Origin of the sequence: Paenibacillus chitinolyticus NBRC 15660, assembly GCF_000739915.1 — a bacterium.
GTDB lineage: Bacteria > Bacillota > Bacilli > Paenibacillales > NBRC-103111 > Paenibacillus_F > Paenibacillus_F chitinolyticus.
Map to the genome: position 1 here is coordinate 524,702 of NZ_BBJT01000002.1, position 22,335 is coordinate 547,036.

Below are 22,335 nucleotides of genomic sequence, written 5' to 3' on the forward strand. Positions count from 1 at the left end.
TGTTGACTAATGTCCCCCTTAAAATCCGTGTTTTATTGTAAACAGAAGCTATATTAAAAATCACACTCATCTATCGTCGAGGTTAACTCAGACCATCTTGCCGATAATAACTTAGCATAATCCAAGGAAACTAACCCATAATGCCCTAAAGAATAGCCATCGTTAACTTCTATTAACAATGTTTCACCTTTATCAGTTAACCCAAAATCTACGGCATAACCATTAGGAGCAGATTCGAATTGAGAGACGACATTTTCAATTACTTTATAATCAAAGTGCACTCTCCAATTCCCTTTATATCTTCTAATGTCTAGTATTTTCCCGTATCTAACAAAACATCTCCACTCTGCTACAAAGTTTACAACTTCCGAACATAATATATCTGGATCTTCACCATTTGTACCACAACCTATTAAATCCTTAGTACTTCTAACAACAACACCAGTAAACTTTTTATCCTCGACAGGCTTAATAAATACATTCCAGTTCTCAGGGTTGTTTGCTATTACACTTAATTTTGAATTCCAAACCTTCCTACCCAAGTAGTTTTTTAATTCTTCAGGGTAATCAATTTCAGGTGGGATTATATCATGTTTAAAAAGTACTGTTCTAACATCATCAACATAACTAACTATTATATCTTCTTTTTTATTATCAGATAGCTCATCAATATTTTTAAAATAATGAATTTCAAATCCCATTTGTTTAAATCCGTCATACGCTGCATAAAAATTGTGATTGGCAATTTCGTTATCAAAATTTTTTCTTATATATACCTTCATAAAATCTCCCGCCTCATTAATAATGCCGACCATTGAGAATGATATAAATTCCTAAATAAAATCTGAATTTTAATGCATTAATCATACCAATTTTCACCAAATTAATACATATTAATTGAAGTATGCACAAAAAAAGAACCTCCTCTTAAGGAAGCCCCTCATTATAAAATTAATTAATCCACCCGATATATCCTTACCACGCACTCCACATGTATGGAGTAAGTAATTTGGACAAAAAGAAAATACTACTGATGTGATGGTATTCGCTAACTATCAATTCGTTGTTGTATATCTGATCTGCAATATTTCATTGATGCAAACTCTATCCTTGATGTGAAACAAAGAGATTCCAAAAAATTATGATTTGCCATAAAGTTTTTGATTAACTTGTTCTATAAAAATTGCAACTCTTTCTTCATCAATGAATCTACTAAAAATAGGTTTTAATCTGTTTCTATACTTTGTTCTCAGGTGTTTTTCAATTTCGTTCAAAAGTCTTGGGTCTGAGTGGATATGTTCTAACGAAATACTTTCTCCTAATGTCTTTTCCAAAGATAAAGCTATATCTCCATCTTGAATTAAGTCATTAATTCTAATAAATTGCATAATTGATGGTTCGAGATAAATAACAGGGAGTTGGGGGAACTTTTCTTCTACATATTTCTTTATTCCCCTACTTCCTGTATAAAATAGTTCGTCATTTTCAAATAAGAATAAGTTCTTCTCACCCAAATCAGATAATATCTTTATTAGTTTTTCAGAAAAAAATGCCCCTCCTAGAGAAATAACATTTAGTTTTTCTACTTTCAAACGTTCAGCAAGACCATATTCTTCAGTTAACACATTAAAGAAATCTTCGTCTGTTTTTCCCTCTACATACAAATTCAAATTAGTAGGTTCAGTTTCCTGACCAATTACTTGTGGTTTTTCTTGATTAACTTTTGTTTCAATTGCCTTATCCATTTGTTTATAGTACGATGAAATACCATTAACTCTTCTTACTCTTTTAAAGAGTGGGATCCAACCATTCCTATCGCTCCAAATAATCGGTAATGTAGAGTTTGGTGTATTGTATGGAAATACAATAAGTCCCCCAATCCCCCCATACCCCATTCCGTTATTGCTATTGGAACTTATTTTACCGTAATATTCTATTCGTTCACGTAATTCTTTTCGGCTATCATGCAATACTCCGTCATAGAATTTGGAATCCAAGGATTCTACTGTATCTTCCTTTCCATATTCAAATGCAGAGAACGTTAGAGCTTTTGTTTCATCAGTGATTTTAGTTATTCCATCTCGCATCCCACACACAGTAAGTAAAAAGATATTTTTAACTTTGAAAGGAGTGACTTTTTCAGTCAAAACATTTATTTCCCTTGTAGCTTGATTTCCTGTTGAAATAACATCATCTAGCAAAACAATGTTATTCACCCTCTCCTTCTCAAGATGATGAAATGAATCTTCGTCTAAAAAGTTTTCTTCTGAAACATCATTAATAAGTCTGAAATGATAACTAATCATCGACCCGCTTTTTCCTGCATCCCCAATTCCAGCAAATAACGTATTGTCGCCTTTAATTACTGTATTTTTATCCTTAGCCATTCTAAGAAGTCTACTATATGCAACTTGCAGAGCACTATTCATATCATCATAACCAATTACATTTAGATTATTAATCACTCTTAAAGCTATATAATAATCATTTGGATCGAATTGTAATATCCACTTAATAACATGGTCGATCTCTATGTTCACAGGCCAAGAAGCAATTACGTTCTCAAGTTCATTAAGCTTATCATGAATAAACGATGGATATTTCATACCTTCTTAACCTCACAATGGTAAAATATATTATTATGATCAAAATCAAAATTAATTAAGCTTATCTAATTACTCGTTCTAATAAAGCCGTACCTACCCCTAGAGTGACTCTTGGTAAACTCAATAAAATTAATCTCCTTTATGACTTCTTCTGAAGGTTTTTTATTTTCGAGAATAATAACTTGGTTATTCAGAGTTACCTCTGCCAAAAACTCAAAAAATCTTGATTGCAAATCATCTGAGGTTTTATCTTCATCACCGTCTTCCTCTTTATATGAAGTTATTGGCGAGTCGAGAATTACGATCCCTGGGTGGGGGAGGTCTTTTAAATTACAATATTTCATTACCCCTAATACAAAAGCGCTGTAAGAAATTGAACGATATCCTTTACCGAATAATCTTCTCGCTTTTCCAGATATGAGAATATCTTTTTGTTTAACATCAAATTTTACACTCTCGAAACCAGGATATTTCCAACCAGTCAAAAAATACTTAATGCTTTCACAAAGATCATCGTAGAATTTAGTATAATCTAGTAATTGTTCAGAAGTTGCACCTGTATCAGGCTCAGATCCTATTAAATCCAATATATTCCTTTTCTCATCAAGCAGTTTATTTAATGTATGTTTCTTTTGTTCCACTTCATTAATTGTTTTCTGATTTTTTAGTATACCCTGAAGTTCTTCTTCTATTATCAAAATTTCAGGTTCTAATTGTTCGTCTAATACTTTACTTAATTTATTATAATCTTCTTTGTCATCTACTAATTTAGTATTTATCGAAGATACTTCCTCATTCATTGATTCAATAGTGCTGTTTAAATCCTCTAAATGAAATAATAACTTTTGTAATTCGATTTTATATGATTCTTTCTTCTGTTCTATTTCCAGATGTGAACAAGCTAGTTCCCCATTATTTAAAGTAAGAGTTTGATTACAATGTGGGCATTTTTCATAATTTAGTAAAGAAAAAAAGTGATCTCCCTCTATTAAAAAATTTATCCTTTGCATGTCAGTTTCGTACTGGTCTTTCAACAATAGGAATCTTTTCAATAATTCATATGTAGATAACAACTTCGATTCATCTTGTTGGATGTTCTTCCACAATTTTTTTCTAGAATCAGTTAATTTTTCAATCTCCGAACTAATTCCACTTCTTTTTAAGGTTAACCCTTTAATAATCGCATCTAAATCAACTTCAGATTGCAATGGGGTTAAATTGGAAATGTTCAATTCCAAATCGTTAATCAACCTATCAATCAATCCAACTTGGGCAGTATACACAGACCCCGAATTGCTTGCTACTACATTTTCTGATAATTCACTATCGTCTTTATTTGTTAAGATAAGTCTAAACGCCGCTTCCTCCGCGGTCTTGGTCTTGTTATTGTCTGAATGTACTGGTGATTCTTTTGCTATTATTTTTACTTCATCTATTAAAATGAAATCATTATAATTTCTATACGTAAATCGTCTCAACTTATTATTCTTGTTGGTTTTGATAAATAAATTAGTGTTTTTATACCCCGTTAGTGACATTAAGAATTTCGACATACTTTCTTTCTTCTCACTATGTTTCTGCGATAGGTTTTGAAACTTTGATTCAGTGGTCAACTCATGTATAGGGCAGTTATATTTTTTAAAGTTCCCTCCAGAAAGTTGCCTTTCAAATGTAAACTTCAGACCATCATTACTTTCTAACTCCAAGAAGATAGTATGGTATTCATAGTCAACAATCTCATCAATTTGTTCAGGAGCGTCTTTCCCACCTAACATGAAATTAATACATTCAAACAGAAACGATTTACCTGTATTTGTTGGCCCCATAATGACATTAAGACCCTTTTTGAACTCTATTTCAGTCATTAATTCATTTTTGCCCAATAAACATAATTTTGTTAGAAAGAAACCTTTTGTTGTCACTCAATACCACCCCTAACAAACGCTTCATACATGAACTCTCCGCCCCAGTTATCTATGTTTCTTTCAATGAAAAATTTCATTTCCTCTTCTGAGTATCCAGAAAAATATCCTACAACCCATAAAGCGTTGTTTTGTAGTTTTTTACTATAAGTTGACTCAAATAAATCTAGAAAGGGTTTTGTTAATTCAGAAGCGGAATAACTAATACCTTTTTCATCAAAAATAATATTTATAAGGCTCTTGCTATACATTAGTTCTAAACCTTTTTGCATAGCTTTTCTTCTTACTATTATGCCACCAGACCTGTGAGGAGTATCTGGATGTAACGAAGGTGGACTATCTACCGCTCCAACATCCTTTGTATGTATAACTAAGTAATCGTAATAAATAAGTCGTTGTAAATCTAAACTTACAGGGGATGTTACGGCTAGTATCGTAAGGGCTCTCAAACCAATTTCAAATGATGAATTAATGCTACTAGATTCAGTAGTTTCATTGTTAATGGTCATTATTGTTCCACCCAACTTATCTTATCTTCATTAGCTAAATGATGACATAAACCATTTAAATCATTTCCTTTTATTGAATTATACAATGGGTAACTAGGCATATTTAGGCTTCGCGCGGCTTTACAAACTTCCTTTACTCGCTCAAATCCATCAGTATGTTCTGATTCTATGATGTCGATCACCCCATCATAAACTTCCTGTTTTAGATCCTCAAAAGCATTTACACCTGGAGGAAGGGTATCTCTCTCAAATTTCATTAGAGACTCAGCGGAATAGAAGCATTTTCTTTGTCTGTTAAAGTGGGAATTGTATTTATAATGCTCTGAGAGTTCTGTGGTATCCCTTATTGTAGATTTGTGGTTATCTGAATACGCTTCAAGCAATTTTCTAACATAAAGCAATTCACTTGCACTTATATTCTCAGGTGGATTAACAGGTTCAGGACGTGTTTTATGAATTCCACCGAATCTATAATAAAAGTACTTTGTCTGTGAATGTTGTTCTATTAATTCTTGCGGATCAATATCATCAATGATTGAAAAGTCAAAGTTCTTTACATATTCGAGTAAATCTTCAGTCAATTCTATATTTGCTCCCGAAGTAATTTTACTTCGACATTTATCGTTCCATTCTGAAATTAATTGCTTCTTTAGTTTGTGAGGATCGTCGATTAAATTAGAAAGGGTAGTTGAAATACCTTTTGGTGTTACAAAATAATATTTCCTTGGTACTGAGTATTCTTTTTTGTAAGTGTAGTAGCATAACTTTCCAAGCTCGATCCATATCTTACTTGGAGATAAAGGGGAGTTGTAATGTTTGCATTGATAATTATCCCAAACTAATTTCTTGCCTTTTTCATATTCGACATATGCGATAACATCTCTGCCCATATCCCCTGCCGCGCCGCATCTTCTTACTTTCACGTACTTATCTTTTAAATAGTCGCATGACCACTCTCTAACAAGGTCTTCAAAATCTTTGTCAGAGATAACCTGCAATCTTTTAATCGGCTCTATAGCTTTTCCTAATAGTAAATCCGTATTTGACAACTTAGTTTTGACTTCTGGCTCATTGATATCTATCATATTATTCTCTAGCTCTATCATAATAACCACCCGAACCTAATCTATTTGATATCCAAATAATAACATAAAATTCCTCTCTATTTTATTAAAGATTATGAAATATTAAAGTTCTTAGGGAGGTAAGAGAGTCGGGTTGTCTATAAAATAGATTCTGTACGTACAACAATATTCAAGAAAATTTGGTGTGCGTTTGACGAAGACAAACTCTATCTCAATAACTAAAACGAAATCATTCGTTACCGGGTGGCATCTAATAAACTGCCGGGAAGATCTAAAACATAAAAAGTGCTACCCTCTAAAAGGTAGCACAAAATAAATTATTCATTGTACAGACCCTCAATGGCTTTTAGCTTGTCTTCCTCAGTGGGCTTGGAGTAACGCAGTATCATGTCTGCTGAACTATGACCGCTCAGGGATTGTATGACCGCTATATCCTCATTCGCCCTAACAAGCCCTGTGATGAGCGTGTGGCGTAGTTGATGAGCGTGTAGGTCATGTTGCTCTAAAAGATGCTGAACGCATCTGACGCTAATTCGCTTGTCTCTGTTGCTAATGAACAGGGCTTCGTTATCGTCTGACCGTTCCTCAAGGTATTTTCTAATAGCCCACCTTGTATCAACGTCAAGGGGCAATGTACGGGCTTTATTGCCTTTTCAAGCCCTAACCCTTAACTCTCCTTTACGTTCGCTTAGGTCAACGTCTGACCTGTCTAGGGCTACTATTTCAGATACCCTCAAACCCGTATGAAGTAAAGTCTTGATTATGGCATAATTACGTTTGTTTCCGCTTCTGTCTACTTCTCGTTCAAGCCGCTTCCGCTCAAGCCTGTCAAGGACTTTCGGGGCGGTTTGCTTGTAGTCGGGGGCTTTGACGATATGAATTTCCTCAATGCAATCTAATTTCTTAGCCCACCGACAGAACTTCTTAATGGCGTTATAGACCTTGTTAATGGTAGCGGCGGTCTTCTTCTTGCTTGCCATGTATGTAACGTATTGCTGAACGTCAGTACGGCTGAAATGCTCTAAAGTAGTGCCGCAACCATCAAGCCACTGGCTGAACTGTTGCAGAGCATGGCGATAAGTCTTTACCGTTGCCTCACTCTTCCCCCGTAAACCTTCATTGATAAATTGGTCTAACATGCTTATCTCCCCCCGTAAAAAGGGCTCAAATAATTCTACGCAAAAAAAAAGAGCGTATAATACTACGCTCCACAATACGAGTTTCATATACCTTACTAGGACTAGCTTATAAAAGGCAACTTTAGATTCTTTTTCTGCTCTGCATTTTCATTAACAGGTTCAAACTCCAGTTCTCTTGTAACCCAATACATCTCAATGTCGTAATCTAACTCTAAATATCCTTTTTCAATACACTGGTAGAAGGTTGGGAATTGGTAGACGTTTACGCTGATGAGGGTATAACTGGTCGTAGTATGGCGCGGCGTGAAAGTCTAAAACGACTCATTCACGATGCTGAAAAAGGTCTATTTGATGTAGTTCTAATCAAAGCATTATCTCGGCTTTCAAGAGATACACCCGATTCAATAAACATCGTTAGAACGCTTCATAGCCATAAGGTTGAAGTGTTTTCATCTAGGGAAGGCATGATTGATGATGAATTGATTTTATCAGTCATTTCAGCGGTCAATCAGCGACAAAGTGAAGATACATCTTATAACATCAGTTGGGGAATTGCTGTAAAGTCTAAAGAGGGAATCTTTCATGGAACGCCGCCCATCGGCTACGACAAAGTAAAGCCGGGAAAGTTAGTTCCTAGTGTCGTTCATGCCCCAACCGTCCAGTTGATATTTGACCTATACCTGAACATAGGAATGGGTGTTCAAGCAATTGCCAACCACCTGAATGATGAATTAGGTGTGCTTCCATCAAGAAAGAACTCAAAAAAGTGGCATGATTCTTCTATCCGTCTGATTCTAACTAACCGTCACTATACTGGCGACTTGGTTCAAGGACGCTCTAAGGTTGACAGTAAAGATAAGAAATTCCTTCAAGACAACGGCTACAAGAAACGGCATAAGATTGATGAAAGCGAATGGATAGTCGTTCCTAACCATCACGAACCACTCGTTACTCGTGAACAGTTTGAAGCCGTTCAGGAGAAAATGAAGCAAAAAGCTGCGCGAATGTTCAGGGGTAGAGGTCGCAAATCGTTATTTGCAAGGGTGGCGTTTTGTGTGGATTGCGGAGCAGGGATGAATTTTAGGAATGACCGTAAATCCTACGTCTGTGCAACCTATCAGAAGAACACGTCTAAAAAGTGTTCCTCCCATATCATCAAGCATGACGCTCTAAAGCAGGTTGTACTCAGTCATCTAAAGGACTTACTTGAAAACTCTCTGAACATGAAATCGTTAGTTGACGTGACAATCCAACGAGCAGGAATAAAGAAAAACAACGCTGTTAAAGAACTTGAAAAGCTTCAACGTGAAATCAGCAAATTGGATAAGGAACTTGTTCAGCTTACAAGGAAATGGACAAGCGGCGATATTGATACGGACATGTTCAATGCTTGTTCTGTGGCAGTCAAGAACGAACGCCAAGCCTTAGAGGAACGAGCGGCGCGACTTCAAACAGAAATTGCTCACGAACACGATACAGAATCACGAGTATCGGCGTTCAAGGCGGAGTTAATGAAGTTCGCCTCGCTAGACGTAAGCAACGAGGAAATCCTGAGGGACATGATTCACAAGATGATTAACTGTGTAGACGTTCATGAAGACGGTTCAATCGAAATCAGTTACAACTTCCAAAACCCACTAAAACAAGAGGCGTAGCCTATTTAGGCTCGCCCCTCCATTCCATCAATATTACGCACTCCACATGCGTCATCTGTGGAAACATATTCACCGGCTGCACCCATTCGATCTGGTAGCCGCCGCGGAGCAGCGTTTCGCAATCCTTGGCCAGAGTGGCCGGGTTGCAGGAGACGTACACGAGCCGCGCGGGCCTGGCTTGGAGAATGGCTTGCAGCAGCGACTGTTCACAACCTCCACGGCGGGTCAACGACAACGACATCGGGCTTGATGCAGCGCCCGACCCATTCCGGCAGCAGCTTCTCGGCGCATCCCTCGAAGGAATACGCTGCACAAACTGCTTGGAATCCGGCAGCCAGTCCGTAGCGGTTATGAGTGTAAGCTGTAAGCTGTACATGCCCCGTCACTTCGCCGACACGGGCGACGACTGTCCACACCATACCTTCTCGTGTACGTTCATTATAAGCGGGAATCTGCAATTCCGTCATACTGGCTTTTACCTGCTCAATCATCTGGTTAACGACAGGATGCTGGACGGCACATCCGCTAATATCGATCAAACGGTGCGAGCCGGAAGCGTAAAGGCCTGTTATGATTTTTTTATCCTCACGCCCTGCCGGCCAACTTCTTCTTCCGGCTATCCGGGCGAGCGGGACATCATGGACAGCATAAATTAAGTTAAGATTGAGCAACAGAGACCTGCTGCGCTTCTTTCTTCACTTTTTTGTCCGACGGCAGGAAAATCGTCAACAGCCCCAACAGCGGCAAGTAAGCGCAGCATTGAATAATGAAATCAATACTTGTTGTGTCGGCCATGTTGCCGAGAATGGCGGAGCCGACACCGCCTAAACCGAAAGCAAGCCCAAAGAAGATCCCGGAGACAAGTCCTACTTTGCCCGGCAGCAGCTCGTTGGCATAAACCATAATAACCGAGAAAGACGATGACAAAATCGTGCCAGCCAAGAAAATCCAGATGATTGAGAAAGTCAGATTGGAATAGGGCAGCATCAATGCAAATGGCGCGGTGCCCAGGATCGAGAACCAGATCAGTTTCAGCCGGCTAAAGCGGTCTGCCAGCAAGCCGCCAAGCAGCAAGCCTACAACGTTAGCCGCCAGGAATACGAACAGAATGATTTGCGCCTGCCCCATCGTGACACCGAAACGATCAATGACAAAGAACGAATAATAGCTGCTGATCGCCGCAACATATAAGTTTTTCGAGAATACCAAAATCATAAGAATTGTAATCGCAAGCACAATACGGCCGGTTGATAACTCGGTTGGACTCACTTGACTTTGTTTTGTTTTGGCGCCGGCAGCATCAGCTGGAACCAATTGATTTTGATACCAGCGGGCCACATAAAACTGGGCAAAAAAGCCTACCGCAATCACGATCGAAAGCCAAACGAGCCCTTGCTGGCCGGTAACGACAAACCAAACAGCAGTCAGCACTGGAGCAATCGCTTGCCCCATAAACCCGCCAAATTGAAAAATCGAGGAGGCTGCTCCTTTTTTATCGCCTGCTGCCAGAAACGACACGCGTGCCGACTCCGGATGGAAAATAGCTGAGCCAAGTCCAATCAGCATAACGGCGAACATGACAACCCAAAATTGATGCGCATAAGCAAGTGTGATGACGCCAAGCATTGTAAACAGCATGCCGAACGGCAGCATCATCGGCTTAGCCTTGTTGTCCGTGTAAATCCCGATCAGGGGCTGCATAATGGCTGCAGTCAAATTGATCATTAGTGAAATGAGACCGATTTGAGCAAAATTTAGGGACAATGACGATTTTAAAATCGGGAACAACGACGGGACAATAAACTGAATCGTATCATTCAATAAATGCATCATGCTGATCGTCAGCAAAATGGGATAAATCGTCTTCGCGGCAATTGATGCCGGTTGTATGGTTTTTGTTGCCATTGCAAACCTCTCCTCGTATAGTAGTGGCTTCTCACTCCAGAGAATGAAACTCATTCTCTTAAGATGGCTGACATACAGCCCTTTTTGTGAAAATCATATTATTCTCTCCTTCATCCCCCTCCCATTAAAAAACTCCTGCCGTCCAGATACGCAACACGCGTATAAGGGACGAAAGGAGCGAGTATTCTTCCGCGGTACCACCCATAATTGCTGCATGCATACACAGATAGTTCCGCATACTCAGTACAGCCACTTCCAATCGGCTAACAGCCGATCAACGGCACAGTAACGTGCGCCACTCCGATTTCCTCTAATCGTTGACTGGTTCAAGGAAATAGCTCCGAGGCGAGTTGGCAGTAGGGTTATGACGATGCTCTCAGCTTCTGCACCGATCTCTGTACATAAGAGCCTCTGCCTGCTCCTCATCATTGCTTCATGTTGTTTGAGCGATACAAGAACAAATCTTTGTTGTAATATATTGCATATTATATTCTGCATATCTTCTAGACGCAATCTTTTTTTGCGATAAAAATAAAGCTTTTTCTCTTTTCTCTTTCATTGCCGCCCCTTAAGCGCTGTTTCTAATGCTCTTTCAATTGCTTTCAGCTGCAAGATGCGATATATTAAAAATCAAAATATTATGGAGTAATGACTGTTGTTTTTGTCTATCAAGGATGAAGAGGATGAATGGAATGCCAATACCTGACAATTATTCGACACCAGTCCGCTCTACAGCCAAAGATCGGACATTGTCACAATTGCAAAAATGGATTATTGACGGCACGCTGCAGCCTGACGAAAAGCTCAATGATGCCGAACTTGCCGCTGCGCTGGGCGTGAGCCGGACGCCGGTTAGAGAAGCGCTGCAATTGCTCGAAGCACAGGGACTCGTCCAGATGTTTCCCGGCAAGGATACGCGAGTGACCCGGATCGACAAAGACGATATTTATAAGCCGTACGCCCCCCTCGTTGTACTGCACGCATTGGCAGCCGAGACGGCGGCCCAACTGATTCAGCCGGAACAAATCGAACAATTGCGGGAATTGAATCAAGCATTTACGAAGTGCATTCTTGAAAAGGATCTGTATCAGGCGCTTGAATATGACGAGGAGTTTCACAACCTGATTGTAGAAATCGCAGACAATTCGTATATCACGTCCTTTTGCTCTTCGCTCCAATTGCATATCCGCCGCTTTAAATATGTGTTTTTAAACCATCCAATCGAACAGACGCAAACGGCCGTTCAAGAGCATGAACAAATCATTCAAGCGCTGCAGGATCGCGATTCGGCAACAGCCGCACGCATTATCAAGCAGAATCTGTCCCGGCCGCTTGACGAGTTTCATAAGCAGTTGCATGAATAATACGGTTGAAACTTAATCGATTAAATACAAAAAAACCTCCCTTAATCGCAAACAAGCTGTCGTCATGAAACGACTTTGCGATTGGAGAGGTTTTTTATTTATAAACACTTGCTTTCAATGCTATATAAGTTGAATTATTGAATCACTTATTTAGAATCTAACACAAAGACGATCGCTTAAAGCTCCTTCGCTAATAGCTGGCGGCTTTTCACATCTCAATCATTACGAACCATCAATATTAGGCACTCCACATGTGTGGTAAGCGGAATTCCCGAAAATTTGCTGAATAAACAAGCTTACAGCTTTTTAAACAAGGCTGCGCGGACTTGCCATCCCTCATCTCCCACAACGGGAAAGTAAGAAGAACCATGCATTTTACACCGTTCGAAGAGGGCCATCTGCCTGAAGTGCTGGTTATCTACAATTATTATGTAGCGAACACCACGGTTTCGTTTCACACGGAGACGTTAACGCCGGATGAAAGGCGGAGTCAAGTCCTGTCAGGTGACAAGCGTTACAGAAACTATGTCATCGAAGACCGGAACACCACCCTCGGCTACGAAAAATGTGCACATTTCAAAGAAATCGGCCGCAAGTTCGACAGATGGCCGGATATCGCCAGTTATCAGAAGCTGATTTAAAGCCGCTGGGAGCCTGCAAGCTTGTAACTGATCCAGCATTCAAGTTCATCTTGACCCGACAAAAATCTTACGCCGATCATAAGCAAAAAAGATCATCGACACACCTAAAATCGCGCAAATCAGGTACATAAACGAGTACGAAGAAAGGTCCGCGACGGGGCCCATAACGACGCCGCCCAGCGAAACGCCTAAATCGGCCGTAGCGATAAATAAACCAAGTAACACATTGCGATCATGCTGCGGCAATACAAAAGTCAAATACGTCGTCAAGGTCGGGTAAAGCAGGGCCTGAGCGATGCCCGTTAAACCTGCGCCGACATAAAAAAACACCGTTCCTCCCGCTGCGGAAAAACTTACACATTGCGCCCCTGCGGCTAAAATCAGCATAATCACCATCATAAAAGACGAATGCCACTTTCCGTCCGAAGGAATTTTCTTCCTAAGCGCAAAACGGGCGGCCACTACGGCCGTCGCCTGAATCATCAGATACATGGCCGCATTGCCGTTTTCGATCTGCATGGCATACAGGGGAATAAAGGTTGTCACCGCTCCGAATACGAGGGAAGCTGTCAGCATCAGAACGCTGCATTTGAATAAATGCGGATTTTTAACCAGATGGCCGAACGAATGGAGCATCTTGGCGCCATGCCCGGGCTGTCCCGCAGCGGGTTCGGCCTCTTTTTTTTCCATCCCTGCACTATAGCCCACCACTCCAGTAAGTATGGCAATCGTGATCATGGCCGCTATAAAATAACGGCTATCCGCGGTTTGCCACATGCCCAAAGCCAGCAGAGGCCCGATAATATTCGGCATAGAAGCGCATAAGGAATACATCGAGATGCCTTGTGACCGATCCTTATCCGGCAGCGCGTCTATAATACCCAACTGTAGGGCCATGGAGAAAAAAGCGGTACAGACCCCTTGCAGCATACGGGCGGCGAAGTATCCCCCGAGCCCGGTAAACGTGTACAGGAGTAAGGCTAACCCGTTTATAACTAGAATCGTGCGCAGCACTTTAATCGGACCGTGTTTGTGAATCACCTGACCCGCCCAAGGCCGAAAAAACATCGTTGTAAATAAGTACGCCCCCATAATGATCCCGATCGTTGTATTCGTGGCCCCCAGCGATTCGCCCTTCAAAGGAATGATCACGTTTAAAATGGAGTTGGCGCTGAAATACAACAGAGTCAACATATACAGCCTCAAAAAAGGCCAGGACAAAGCTCCTTTCACCGTTCTTGCTCCTTCCCGAATTCTCTCTGTCTGCCCATAACGCTAGGTAATGATCATCTGCAATAATTTCTTTGCATACGCGGATTGAACGTCTTTTAAGTGTGCGATGTTCACCGTTTCTTCGATCCGGCCCTGTCGCATGAAAACGACCCTGTCGCAAATATAGGCGGCAGCCTGTATGTCATGGGTGATGAAGATGTACCCCATGTTGTAAATTTCCCTCAATCTTTTGAGCAGCTGAAGCACCTGGATTTGAACCGAACCATCCAACGAGCTGATGGCTTCGTCCAGCAAAATACATTTGGGCTCGGTTGAAACGGCTCTGGCTATGCACACTCTTTGAGCTTCTCCGCCCGATAATTCATGGGGGTATTTTGTTCGATAGGACGAGTCCAGTCCGACTTGACGCAGCAGCAGATCAATCTTGCCTGAAGCCTCTTTTCGGGCTTTGTTTTGCAGCTTCAAAGGTTCCATCATAGCCTGCTCAACCGTATAAAACGGATTAATGGAGGAGGTATAGTCTTGAAAAACAGCGCTGATGTTCCCCCGTCGCGCATTCCGCTCCCTTATCCTTTTTCCCTCGAATAAAACGGTTCCTTGATCCGGCTCCTCAATCCCTATGATCAGTCGGCCCAGTGTGGATTTGCCGCTTCCGCTTTCTCCGATGATGCCCAGACATTCCCCTTGCCCGCATTCGAAGCTAATGTCTGTTAACACGTTTTGTTTTTTCTTGGAAAATAAACCGCCCGTTTTGTATGATTTCTCGACACCCTCAATCCTCAGCACGGCTGACGCCTCCCATTAGGTTCCTAAAATGATGATTCAGCGAAAGCTTCGAGGATACCAAATAGCGGGTATATTCGTGGCGTGCTTCAGAGAAAATGGCCGCAGTCGAGCCTCTTTCCACCACTTCTCCTTCTTTCATAACCAGCACCTCATCCGAAATTTTTCGGACAATACCCAGGTCGTGCGAAATAAAAATCATGGAGCAGCCCATTCTCTTCCTGAGCTGCGCCAACTGTTCGACAATCTCGTATTGGGAGATCGTATCCAGCGCCGTAGTCGGTTCGTCTGCGATCACGAGATCCGGTTCCAACACAATAGCCAGCGCAATCATAACGCGTTGAAGCATGCCCCCCGAAAGCTGGTGCGGATACTTGTTCATCACCGCTATCGGATCTTGGAGCATCACGCTTTCCATCGCTTTGGCCATCTTCGCCGTTATTTCGTCACGGCTCCAGCCGAAATGTCCGGCAAGCGTTTCTTTTAAATGTACCCCGACAACACAAGAGGGATCGAAGGCCCGCATGCCGTTTTGCAAAATCATACAGAGCTGTTTTCCTCTTCTTTTTCTCATTTCTTTCTCGGGCAGCTCGCTTAAGTTTACTCCGTCGAACAGAATGTCTCCCGATTGGCGGATATTGGCTTTAGTCAATCTCATAACGGCTCTGCAGGTCAGAGACTTGCCGCTTCCGCTTTCTCCGACGATGGCCAGACAGCTTCCTTTCTTTACATGAAAGGAGCTATTCGGGATAATCACTTCACCGGTCAGGTTATCCCAAACCTTTAAATTTTTCACTTCTAAACTATTCATGACCGGACTAAGCCACCCCATTTCCTTGAATCGCCGTGCCGGAAGCGATGGTCTGACCTTGCGGGTTTTGCTTGGAGGTTCGTAATTTAGGATCTAACGCAGCTTGGAGCGCATCGGACAAAAAGTTGACGGCCGACACGACAAGAACGATCGCCAAACCCGGCGCTAACATAAGTCCCGGCTTCGAGAACATGACTTCCCTTGCCTCATTCAGCATCATGCCCCACTCTGCATTCGGAGCTTGAACGCCTAAACCGAGGAAGGAGAAGCCGGATAACTGCAAAATCATGGAACCGAAAGAACTGCTTGCCAGAACGGCAATGTCGGAAAGCGAGACGGGCAAAATATGCTTGATCATAATTTGAAAGCTGCCGGCGCCAAGCGCTTTAGAGAACTTCACATAGTCCGCTTCGGCAACTTGCATGACGGACGTTCGGATGACACGGGCAAACCATGCCCATTTCAGACATACAAACGCAATCAATATATTTTCAAAACCTGCGCCCACAATGCCGATCACGGCCAAGATCATGACATAACCCGGAAAAGAAAGCATCACATCGCAAATTCTCATCACTACGGCATCGGTTCTTCCCTTGAAATACCCTGCAATGAATCCGAAAAAGGCACCGATCCCTACCGTCAGAATCAAGGCAGCCATCACCCAAAGCACGCTTGGACGGATACCGTAAATTAATCTGGATAAAACACATCGCCCCAGGTGATCGTTGCCTAACAGATAGTCCGGCGACGGACCCGCAAACCGAAGATCCATACGCACTTCCCCCGGAGCATGAGGCGCAATCAGAGGGGCAAAGATCCCGGCAGCGAGGATTGCGGCGATAAAGAATAAAGATAGAACAGCCGGCTTGTCTTTCCAAATAAATTTAAATCGTTTCATGACATCCCCTTCCTTAGTTTGGGGTTCATCGCCGCGAGAATCATGTCCGACAAGGTATTGAAAAGTACGAAGGCAGCCGCCAAAACAAGGACATAAGCTTGGATGATCGGGAAATCCCTGCTAAGAATGGATTTGACACTTAACGTCCCCAGCCCGGGCCACGCGAATAGGTTTTCTACGACGACCGTGCTTCCCAAAATAATGGGGATGGCCATGCAAAACACGGAAATGGCCACCTGAAGCGAGTTTCTTAGGATATGCATCGTTATTATCCTTTCAGGCAAACCGCTTGCCCTGCCGTACAGCACATAGTCCTCATTCAACTGGCCGATCATGGAGCTTCTGACGATCCGGAAGTAAATGCCGGTATAACTGATCGTAATCACGGCAACCGGTAAAAGGTAACTTTTGAAAGAGTCCATGCCGCTTGTCGGGAGAAGATCCAAATGGACGGAAAAATACCACACCATGAGCGACGCAAGCCAGTACGGCGGCATAGAAGTCAGCAAAAACGAGACCCCTCTAACCGATTTGTCCACCCTCTTCCCTTCTTTCCATGCGCAGAGCACGCCTAGGGCAATGGACAGGACAACAATGGCCGCCATCGAAACCAACGTCAGCTTTAAAGTATTCAGAAAAGCGGGACCCAGCAAGGACCAGACAGGTTTCCCCGTAACGTACGAATCGCCGAAATCGAGCTGCAGGCACGAAACGAGCCAATTGAAGTAACGGATCAGAAACGGCTGGTCCAGTCCGAGCGCCCGATTCGTTTCCGCGATCAATTCCTCGGTTATATTCGGCACGCCTTGCGCGTGAAGGACCACTTCGGCCGGGTCCAAAGGAGACAGATGGTTTAGAACAAACGTCAGAAAGGATATGATCGCAAGCAAAGGGAGCGATAATAAACATCTTTTGAGGATATAACTGCCCATAGTCATCTCCTTTTTTGTACATGGCTTCAGGGAGTTCCCTGTGCATGCATGCAGCTACTCAAAGTACATTTGCTCAAACGGCAGCTCGTATTGCGTCTGCTTAAACGAGATCCCTTTCAAATTTTTGGGAGCCAATACAGTGACGCTGCCATTGGTAACGGGGATAAAGACGCCTTCATCATGGACAAGCGTTAAAATATCCGCGTATAACGATTTCCGTGTCTTCTCGTCGGCGGACACCATCACCTCATCGATTTTCTTATAAAGCTCGGCTGCTTTCGGTATGCCTTTGGTTGTGTGCAGATAGGAGCTTTCCGATGTAAAGGCGGCAATTGTACTTTGAGGATCGTAGGCGAGCCCCCATGTTTGATTGAACAGCAGATCGTAGTCTCCCGTGGCTCTTCTTTTCGCGATAGAAGAAGATTCTTCGCCGATAAGGTCCAGCTTAGCCCCTATTGTTGTCAACGTGTGTTGAAGAAATTCCGCCTGCGTTTTTTGAGAGGAAGAATTGACGTCGTAGTAAAGTTTCATGGTTAACGGGGTTCCGTCTTTGGTTCTGATTTCTTTGCCGCTCTCCAGGCGCCAGCCCGCTTCTTCCAAAATCTTTTTCGCCGTTTCCGGATCGTAGCCCCGCTTCTTCAAATCGACATCCGCATAAGGGACATTGGAGGAGAATAGAGCGTTAGCCGCCGTTTCCATCCCGTTAAAAATTTGCTTGCTGACGGTTTCCCGATCAATGGAATACCAGATGGCCTCGCGTACGGCCGTTTCGTGTACGGGGCCTGATTTGCTGCTGTTGGCCACGATCATTTTCGTGTTCATCGCTTTACTTCTGACCAACTGGAAATCACCCGATTGAACTAACCGGTTCATCGCTTCCACATCAATGCTGTCCGCGCCTCGATCATCCGTGAAGATAAAATTGACTTCACCCTTTTGCAGCGCCAAAAGAGTCATTTCCCCTGCCGGAAGAACTTTCGCCGTAATTTTCTTCACTTTGGGCGCGCCGCCCCAGTAGCTTTCATTGGCTTCAAAAGTGGCATACTGTTCGGTTTTATGCTCCGTGAGCTTATAGGGACCGGTGCCGTTGTATCCGCTCACGCCATCCTTTGTCTCCCCGTTAACGAAATTTTTGGGGGAGATGAATACGTAAGGCCGGGTCATCGACAATTCCTGTAAAGCCGGATAGTAGGGCTCGGATAGAATCAATTCCACCGTAAACTCATCCCGCACCGTACAACTGACGATCTTAGTGGATAGTTTGATCCAGGAATGCTTGCTTGCGTTTTTTTGCACGGCTTCGATGTTTTTCTTCACAGCCTCCGCGTTAAACGGTTCCCCGTCGTGAAAGGTCACATCTTTTCTCAGATGAAAAGTGTATGTTTTCCCGTCCTTTGAAGTTTCCCAAGATTCGGCCAGCAGCGGCTTGATCCCGTTTTCCGTATTTTCGACTAAGGATTCGTACACCATTCCTTGCGCCGGCATTGAACCCGTGTATAAATGGGGGTTCATATCGTTAATATCTTTTGCCGTGGCGTACACCAGTTCTTTGCTTTGTTCCGGGGCCCCCGTTTTCGCGCTCTTATCGCCGGCGCAGCCTGCCAGCAGGGCAATGGAAATCAATAAAGCAGCTAATAAACCCGCTATTCTTCTCGTCACGTCTTTTCCTCCAGTATGCAGCGTACTATATGTCCTTTGAGACCAAACCAGTTTCTATTTCAATGCGTATCCTCTTCAAATCTTCTTCAAAACTTTGCACGATGAATGCATCCGACAACAACTCGCCTTGCAGCCTATGCTGAGCCGCTTCCTCTATTTTCCGCTCATAGGTTGAAATGAACGTATCGATCGTCGGACAGCTTGAATCTACATACTTCGCAATGCCTTGTATGATTTTTATTCGGTAGTAATCTTCCTTCGGCATACGCGGGATGTCCCAGTACCCTTCCTGGTTGACAAAAATTTGCCGAATGGGGACTGCCGAGAAATCGAAATATTTCCCATTGGGATCCGGCTCGGAAAAAGGATCGATTAACAGCGATGTATACCGGATGTATACCAAATATTCTTGATGGATCGTTTCGAAGTGTTGGAAGTTTTCGATCTCATGACGCGATAAGCTTTCCGGCCGCACCGGATAATTATCGTCTGTCATGAACTTAAGCAAATTAAGGCCGTCTATATGCAGCTTGCGGAGAATGGCCGTCATCTCTTTCCAACAGGCCACCATATCGCGGATTAAAGCGGGTGTAATGGGACCTTCGGGAAACATTTTGTATACAAATTTCTTGGGGGCCGCTTCTCCGAATAGGACATTTAACGAAAAGTCGTTCATAAACAGAGGCGGGTGGACGTATAAGGATATGTTTCTCGTTTCCGCTTCGAATGGAGAACGCATGATTTCCAAAGTTATCCCGAGTTGTTCATACAACGCGCGAAGCTTCGCCACATTATCGGATTCGGCTGGGGCCTTGGTCGAGCCAATGAACACTTTTTTCTTGATTCCTGTCGTGATGACCTGATCGGACGGCTTGTCGTGCCTCCAGCGCGTATCGCCAAGATAGGTGGAAAAGCTGATAATTTCCGCGTCTGCACGAATATCCGTCATAAAGTGGCGGATTAAGCTGTTTGAACCGAAAGTCGGAGAAATTAAAACCACACACCGTACTTGCTGTAAAAGCTTTTCCTCGATTTGTTTGAGTACTCCTATGTAGGCATCCGCTGTAACGGACAAGATCACGGTATCCCATTTTCCGGTAATGCTCTCGTATCCGTGAAAAACATCATCGACGACGCACTCGCCTTGCAGCTGCCGGTGTTTTTCATTTTGAATGTCAACGCGGATACGCCGGCTGCTCTCCTTGAGCGCCGCAAAGAAGTGTTCGGAACGAGCGGACTCTCGACCGGCGATTCCTACGCGGCAGTTCGCAACTTTTTTTAGCAGGACGGCCAATTGAATCGAAGCGGGACCCGTTCCCAGCACTAAGACTTTTTGAAAATCATCCATTTGATCCTTCCTCCCCAAATAAAGCCTATGCTTTCCGATACAAAGCGATATCGAACACATGACCGGGACGCAAAACGGTTTCAGCCAAGCTCCACTTGCGCCCGTTCACCTTTTGCATGGGGTAATTGAATAAAGATTTCAAACCGTCTCCGTATCTCATAGCCACAATCACATCCCGCTCGGTCAGCGCCTCCAACTGGTCCAGCAGTTCGTATTTATTGGCGACCGTTGAGCTGAATATGATGTGAGTCACCTCCCGTATATCATCCAGATGCTCTACGAACACGTTCTCCAGCCTGATTTTCAATCCGCTTCCCAATTCCTCTACAACCCTTCTTCCAAGTTCCACTGCCTCCCTATCAATGTCGATGCCGATCACTTCCGCACCGGTTCGCTTGGCTATGTACAGTGGCGTCATGGGGAATGAACCCGAACCCACCAGCAGCACTTTCGAATCCGCCGTCACTTGAAAGCTTCCAAATTCTTTTTCGATGCAGGATTCTATATTCCGGAAATACTCCGTTCTTTCCGCGTCTCCGTTCAGCAGCTTCCATGCACGATATTTTTCCATAATCGCGACACAGAATGCCGACGTCTTCCTCAGATCTTCCACTAGCCGGGACATATGGCCGGAATCTTGCCGGTTCAAATGTTCCCATGATTCTTCATTAGCCTCGTTCGTAATAAAAGCGGAATAGTCATCTAGGATGGCCTCTAACTCGGAGCTTCCCTGAGCGGTACCTTCGTAACGTTCTGCCAACTGCGCAAATTGTGCTTGGAATCCGTTTAAAGTTTGCAAAAATTGTTCGGGCGTATGCATACATTCACTCCAATCCGGTTCAGTAAGTTAAACATCAATGAAAGCTCTGCCTTGGGCTACAATTTCGACGGCTCCTTCAATAGTGAGGCTTGTTACCTCGTCTTCCTTCCATTCGGCCATGACCGTCATGGTTCCGCCGGGCTGCTTGATTTGCGCGGAAACGGCCCCCTTGTTTTTCCATGACAGGAAGGCGCCAAGTGAAGCCGTGCCGGAGCCGCACCCTCTTTCCCAAATCATGCTGTCCAAGAGAGGGACATAAATAAGCGGAGCCAGTTCGTCCGAATCACTCTTAAATAACAAAATGCCGATCACGCTGGCTTCCGAAGCCGCTCCAAGCAACTTCGCCAGGGCCTGTGCCCGATTTCTCACGGTCTCATTGAAATGATCGACTTCGATCACAATATGTAGAAAATCGGGATATCTCACCGTGACAATATCCAAGTCATCGCCTTCAAACTTAATTGTCTTCCGATCGATTTTTTTGGGCACAGGCATTGCAAGCCGGCACACGTACTCTTCCTTGACTTTTTTCACATGACAGGTGATTAGCTGTTCCGTTCCGGAAGCTTCGAGGACAATTTCCATGAAATCGTCGGGATTCATTCCTTTCTCGGAGGCAAGAAAAGCGGCTAAGGACATGCACGCATTCCCGCAAAACTCACCTCCCGCCATTCGCAAATTTGCATCGGCTTCATAGCTGCCGGGTTTTTCGATGAAGCCTACTTGTTCGGCGTACACACTGTCGTAGGACATCATTTTAGCGGCGATGGGCATATAGTCCTCAGCCAGGTGATTCGTTCTCACAAGAATGGTCATATTCTGTGTGGGATTGCATTTCACAAAGTCGATTTCACGTTTCATCAGACAACTACCCCTGGGCCGATTTTTTAAAAAATGCAGGATTACGTCGCGCGACTGAATTTAATCGTAATCGTAACGATTATCATTATCATACTCGCAATCCCAATTATCGTCAATAATAAAAAAAGATGCCCGAATCGGGCATCCCTGGTTCCTTATTA

The 22,335-nt window shown here is 43.3% G+C and carries 22 protein-coding genes and 1 pseudogene; 3 read left to right on the forward strand and 20 right to left on the reverse strand.

From position 1 onward, the window contains the following. Positions 1–53 precede the first annotated feature (53 nt). The 7 genes and pseudogenes from PCH01S_RS03865 to PCH01S_RS31730 form a co-directional block, all read right to left on the reverse strand. Positions 54–782 (reverse strand): ATP-grasp domain-containing protein, encoded by a 729-nt coding sequence (locus PCH01S_RS03865; RefSeq protein ID WP_042227434.1) that lies wholly within the window; start codon positions 780–782, stop codon positions 54–56. 357 nt (positions 783–1,139) lie between these two features. Beyond that, on the reverse strand, positions 1,140–2,606 hold the full coding sequence (locus PCH01S_RS03870) for a phosphoribosyltransferase-like protein (RefSeq protein WP_042226984.1): 1,467 nt from the start codon (positions 2,604–2,606) through the stop codon (positions 1,140–1,142). 65 nt (positions 2,607–2,671) lie between these two features. Beyond that, positions 2,672–4,528 carry a hypothetical protein gene (locus tag PCH01S_RS03875; protein WP_042226986.1) on the reverse strand — a complete coding sequence of 619 codons (1,857 nt, stop codon included), beginning with the start codon at positions 4,526–4,528 and terminating at the stop codon, positions 2,672–2,674. Then, positions 4,525–5,037: an ABC-three component system middle component 2 gene (locus PCH01S_RS30195; RefSeq protein ID WP_042226988.1), complete on the reverse strand. Its 513-nt coding sequence runs from the start codon at positions 5,035–5,037 to the stop codon at positions 4,525–4,527. The genes PCH01S_RS03875 and PCH01S_RS30195 overlap by 4 nt, the downstream gene beginning before the upstream one ends. Continuing rightward, a complete protein-coding gene (locus PCH01S_RS03885; protein WP_053228641.1) occupies positions 5,037–6,143 on the reverse strand; it encodes an ABC-three component system protein in 1,107 nt (368 codons plus the stop codon). The genes PCH01S_RS30195 and PCH01S_RS03885 overlap by 1 nt, the downstream gene beginning before the upstream one ends. A gap of 296 nt (positions 6,144–6,439) precedes the next feature. After that, positions 6,440–6,763: pseudogene (locus PCH01S_RS31725) on the reverse strand (tyrosine-type recombinase/integrase); the annotation flags it as partial. A 12-nt stretch (positions 6,764–6,775) separates the two neighbouring features. Further along, positions 6,776–7,261 (reverse strand): tyrosine-type recombinase/integrase, encoded by a 486-nt coding sequence (locus tag PCH01S_RS31730; protein ID WP_407670191.1) that lies wholly within the window; start codon positions 7,259–7,261, stop codon positions 6,776–6,778. A 251-nt stretch (positions 7,262–7,512) separates the two neighbouring features. On the opposite strand from PCH01S_RS31730, the gene PCH01S_RS03895 reads away from it, so the two are divergent. Further along, entirely contained in the window at positions 7,513–8,916 is a 1,404-nt protein-coding gene (locus PCH01S_RS03895; RefSeq protein ID WP_042226989.1) for a recombinase family protein, read from the forward strand. A 1-nt stretch (position 8,917) separates the two neighbouring features. On the opposite strand, the gene PCH01S_RS29610 is transcribed toward PCH01S_RS03895, so the two are convergent. The 4 genes from PCH01S_RS29610 to PCH01S_RS31205 all read right to left on the reverse strand — a co-directional run bounded on the left by PCH01S_RS29610 (position 8,918) and on the right by PCH01S_RS31205 (position 11,380). Beyond that, complete coding sequence (locus PCH01S_RS29610; protein ID WP_084706518.1) at positions 8,918–9,157, reverse strand: RNA methyltransferase; 240 nt, start codon at positions 9,155–9,157, stop codon at positions 8,918–8,920. Further along, the gene (locus PCH01S_RS03900) at positions 9,123–9,383 is read right to left on the reverse strand and encodes a hypothetical protein (protein WP_129112513.1); all 261 of its coding nucleotides are present in this window, start codon (positions 9,381–9,383) and stop codon (positions 9,123–9,125) included. Before PCH01S_RS03900 ends, PCH01S_RS29610 begins: the two co-directional genes overlap by 35 nt. 190 nt (positions 9,384–9,573) lie before the next feature. Then, entirely contained in the window at positions 9,574–10,821 is a 1,248-nt protein-coding gene (locus PCH01S_RS03905) for an MFS transporter (RefSeq protein ID WP_042226992.1), read from the reverse strand. 433 nt (positions 10,822–11,254) lie between these two features. Then, complete coding sequence (locus tag PCH01S_RS31205; protein WP_255246823.1) at positions 11,255–11,380, reverse strand: hypothetical protein; 126 nt, start codon at positions 11,378–11,380, stop codon at positions 11,255–11,257. Positions 11,381–11,513: 133 nt separating this feature from the next. On the opposite strand from PCH01S_RS31205, the gene PCH01S_RS03910 reads away from it, so the two are divergent. Both PCH01S_RS03910 and PCH01S_RS03915 read left to right on the forward strand, forming a co-directional pair. Then, positions 11,514–12,185 carry a GntR family transcriptional regulator gene (locus PCH01S_RS03910; RefSeq protein ID WP_042226993.1) on the forward strand — a complete coding sequence of 224 codons (672 nt, stop codon included), beginning with the start codon at positions 11,514–11,516 and terminating at the stop codon, positions 12,183–12,185. A 368-nt stretch (positions 12,186–12,553) separates the two neighbouring features. Further along, a complete protein-coding gene (locus PCH01S_RS03915) occupies positions 12,554–12,826 on the forward strand; it encodes a GNAT family N-acetyltransferase (protein WP_042226994.1) in 273 nt (90 codons plus the stop codon). Between the two features lie 45 nt (positions 12,827–12,871). On the opposite strand, the gene cntE is transcribed toward PCH01S_RS03915, so the two are convergent. The 9 genes from cntE to PCH01S_RS03960 are packed head-to-tail and all read right to left on the reverse strand — an operon-like array spanning position 12,872 to position 22,174. Then, positions 12,872–14,059 (reverse strand): staphylopine family metallophore export MFS transporter CntE, encoded by a 1,188-nt coding sequence (gene cntE / locus PCH01S_RS03920; protein WP_042226995.1) that lies wholly within the window; start codon positions 14,057–14,059, stop codon positions 12,872–12,874. 42 nt (positions 14,060–14,101) lie between these two features. After that, on the reverse strand, positions 14,102–14,845 hold the full coding sequence (locus PCH01S_RS03925; RefSeq protein ID WP_042226997.1) for an ABC transporter ATP-binding protein: 744 nt from the start codon (positions 14,843–14,845) through the stop codon (positions 14,102–14,104). Further along, on the reverse strand, positions 14,832–15,653 hold the full coding sequence (cntD, locus tag PCH01S_RS03930; RefSeq protein ID WP_042226999.1) for a staphylopine uptake ABC transporter ATP-binding protein CntD: 822 nt from the start codon (positions 15,651–15,653) through the stop codon (positions 14,832–14,834). Before cntD ends, PCH01S_RS03925 begins: the two co-directional genes overlap by 14 nt. A 7-nt stretch (positions 15,654–15,660) precedes the next feature. Further along, complete coding sequence (cntC, locus tag PCH01S_RS03935; protein ID WP_042227001.1) at positions 15,661–16,554, reverse strand: staphylopine uptake ABC transporter permease subunit CntC; 894 nt, start codon at positions 16,552–16,554, stop codon at positions 15,661–15,663. Beyond that, positions 16,551–17,486 (reverse strand): nickel/cobalt ABC transporter permease, encoded by a 936-nt coding sequence (gene opp1B, locus PCH01S_RS03940; RefSeq protein WP_042227002.1) that lies wholly within the window; start codon positions 17,484–17,486, stop codon positions 16,551–16,553. Before opp1B ends, cntC begins: the two co-directional genes overlap by 4 nt. A 54-nt stretch (positions 17,487–17,540) precedes the next feature. Then, on the reverse strand, positions 17,541–19,145 hold the full coding sequence (gene cntA, locus PCH01S_RS03945) for a staphylopine-dependent metal ABC transporter substrate-binding lipoprotein (protein WP_042227004.1): 1,605 nt from the start codon (positions 19,143–19,145) through the stop codon (positions 17,541–17,543). Between the two features lie 25 nt (positions 19,146–19,170). Next, on the reverse strand, positions 19,171–20,493 hold the full coding sequence (locus tag PCH01S_RS03950) for an opine metallophore biosynthesis dehydrogenase (RefSeq protein ID WP_042227005.1): 1,323 nt from the start codon (positions 20,491–20,493) through the stop codon (positions 19,171–19,173). A gap of 25 nt (positions 20,494–20,518) precedes the next feature. Then, entirely contained in the window at positions 20,519–21,313 is a 795-nt protein-coding gene (locus PCH01S_RS03955) for a class I SAM-dependent methyltransferase (RefSeq protein ID WP_042227007.1), read from the reverse strand. A gap of 27 nt (positions 21,314–21,340) precedes the next feature. Next, entirely contained in the window at positions 21,341–22,174 is an 834-nt protein-coding gene (locus PCH01S_RS03960) for a diaminopimelate epimerase (RefSeq protein ID WP_042227008.1), read from the reverse strand. Positions 22,175–22,335: the final 161 nt, after the last annotated feature.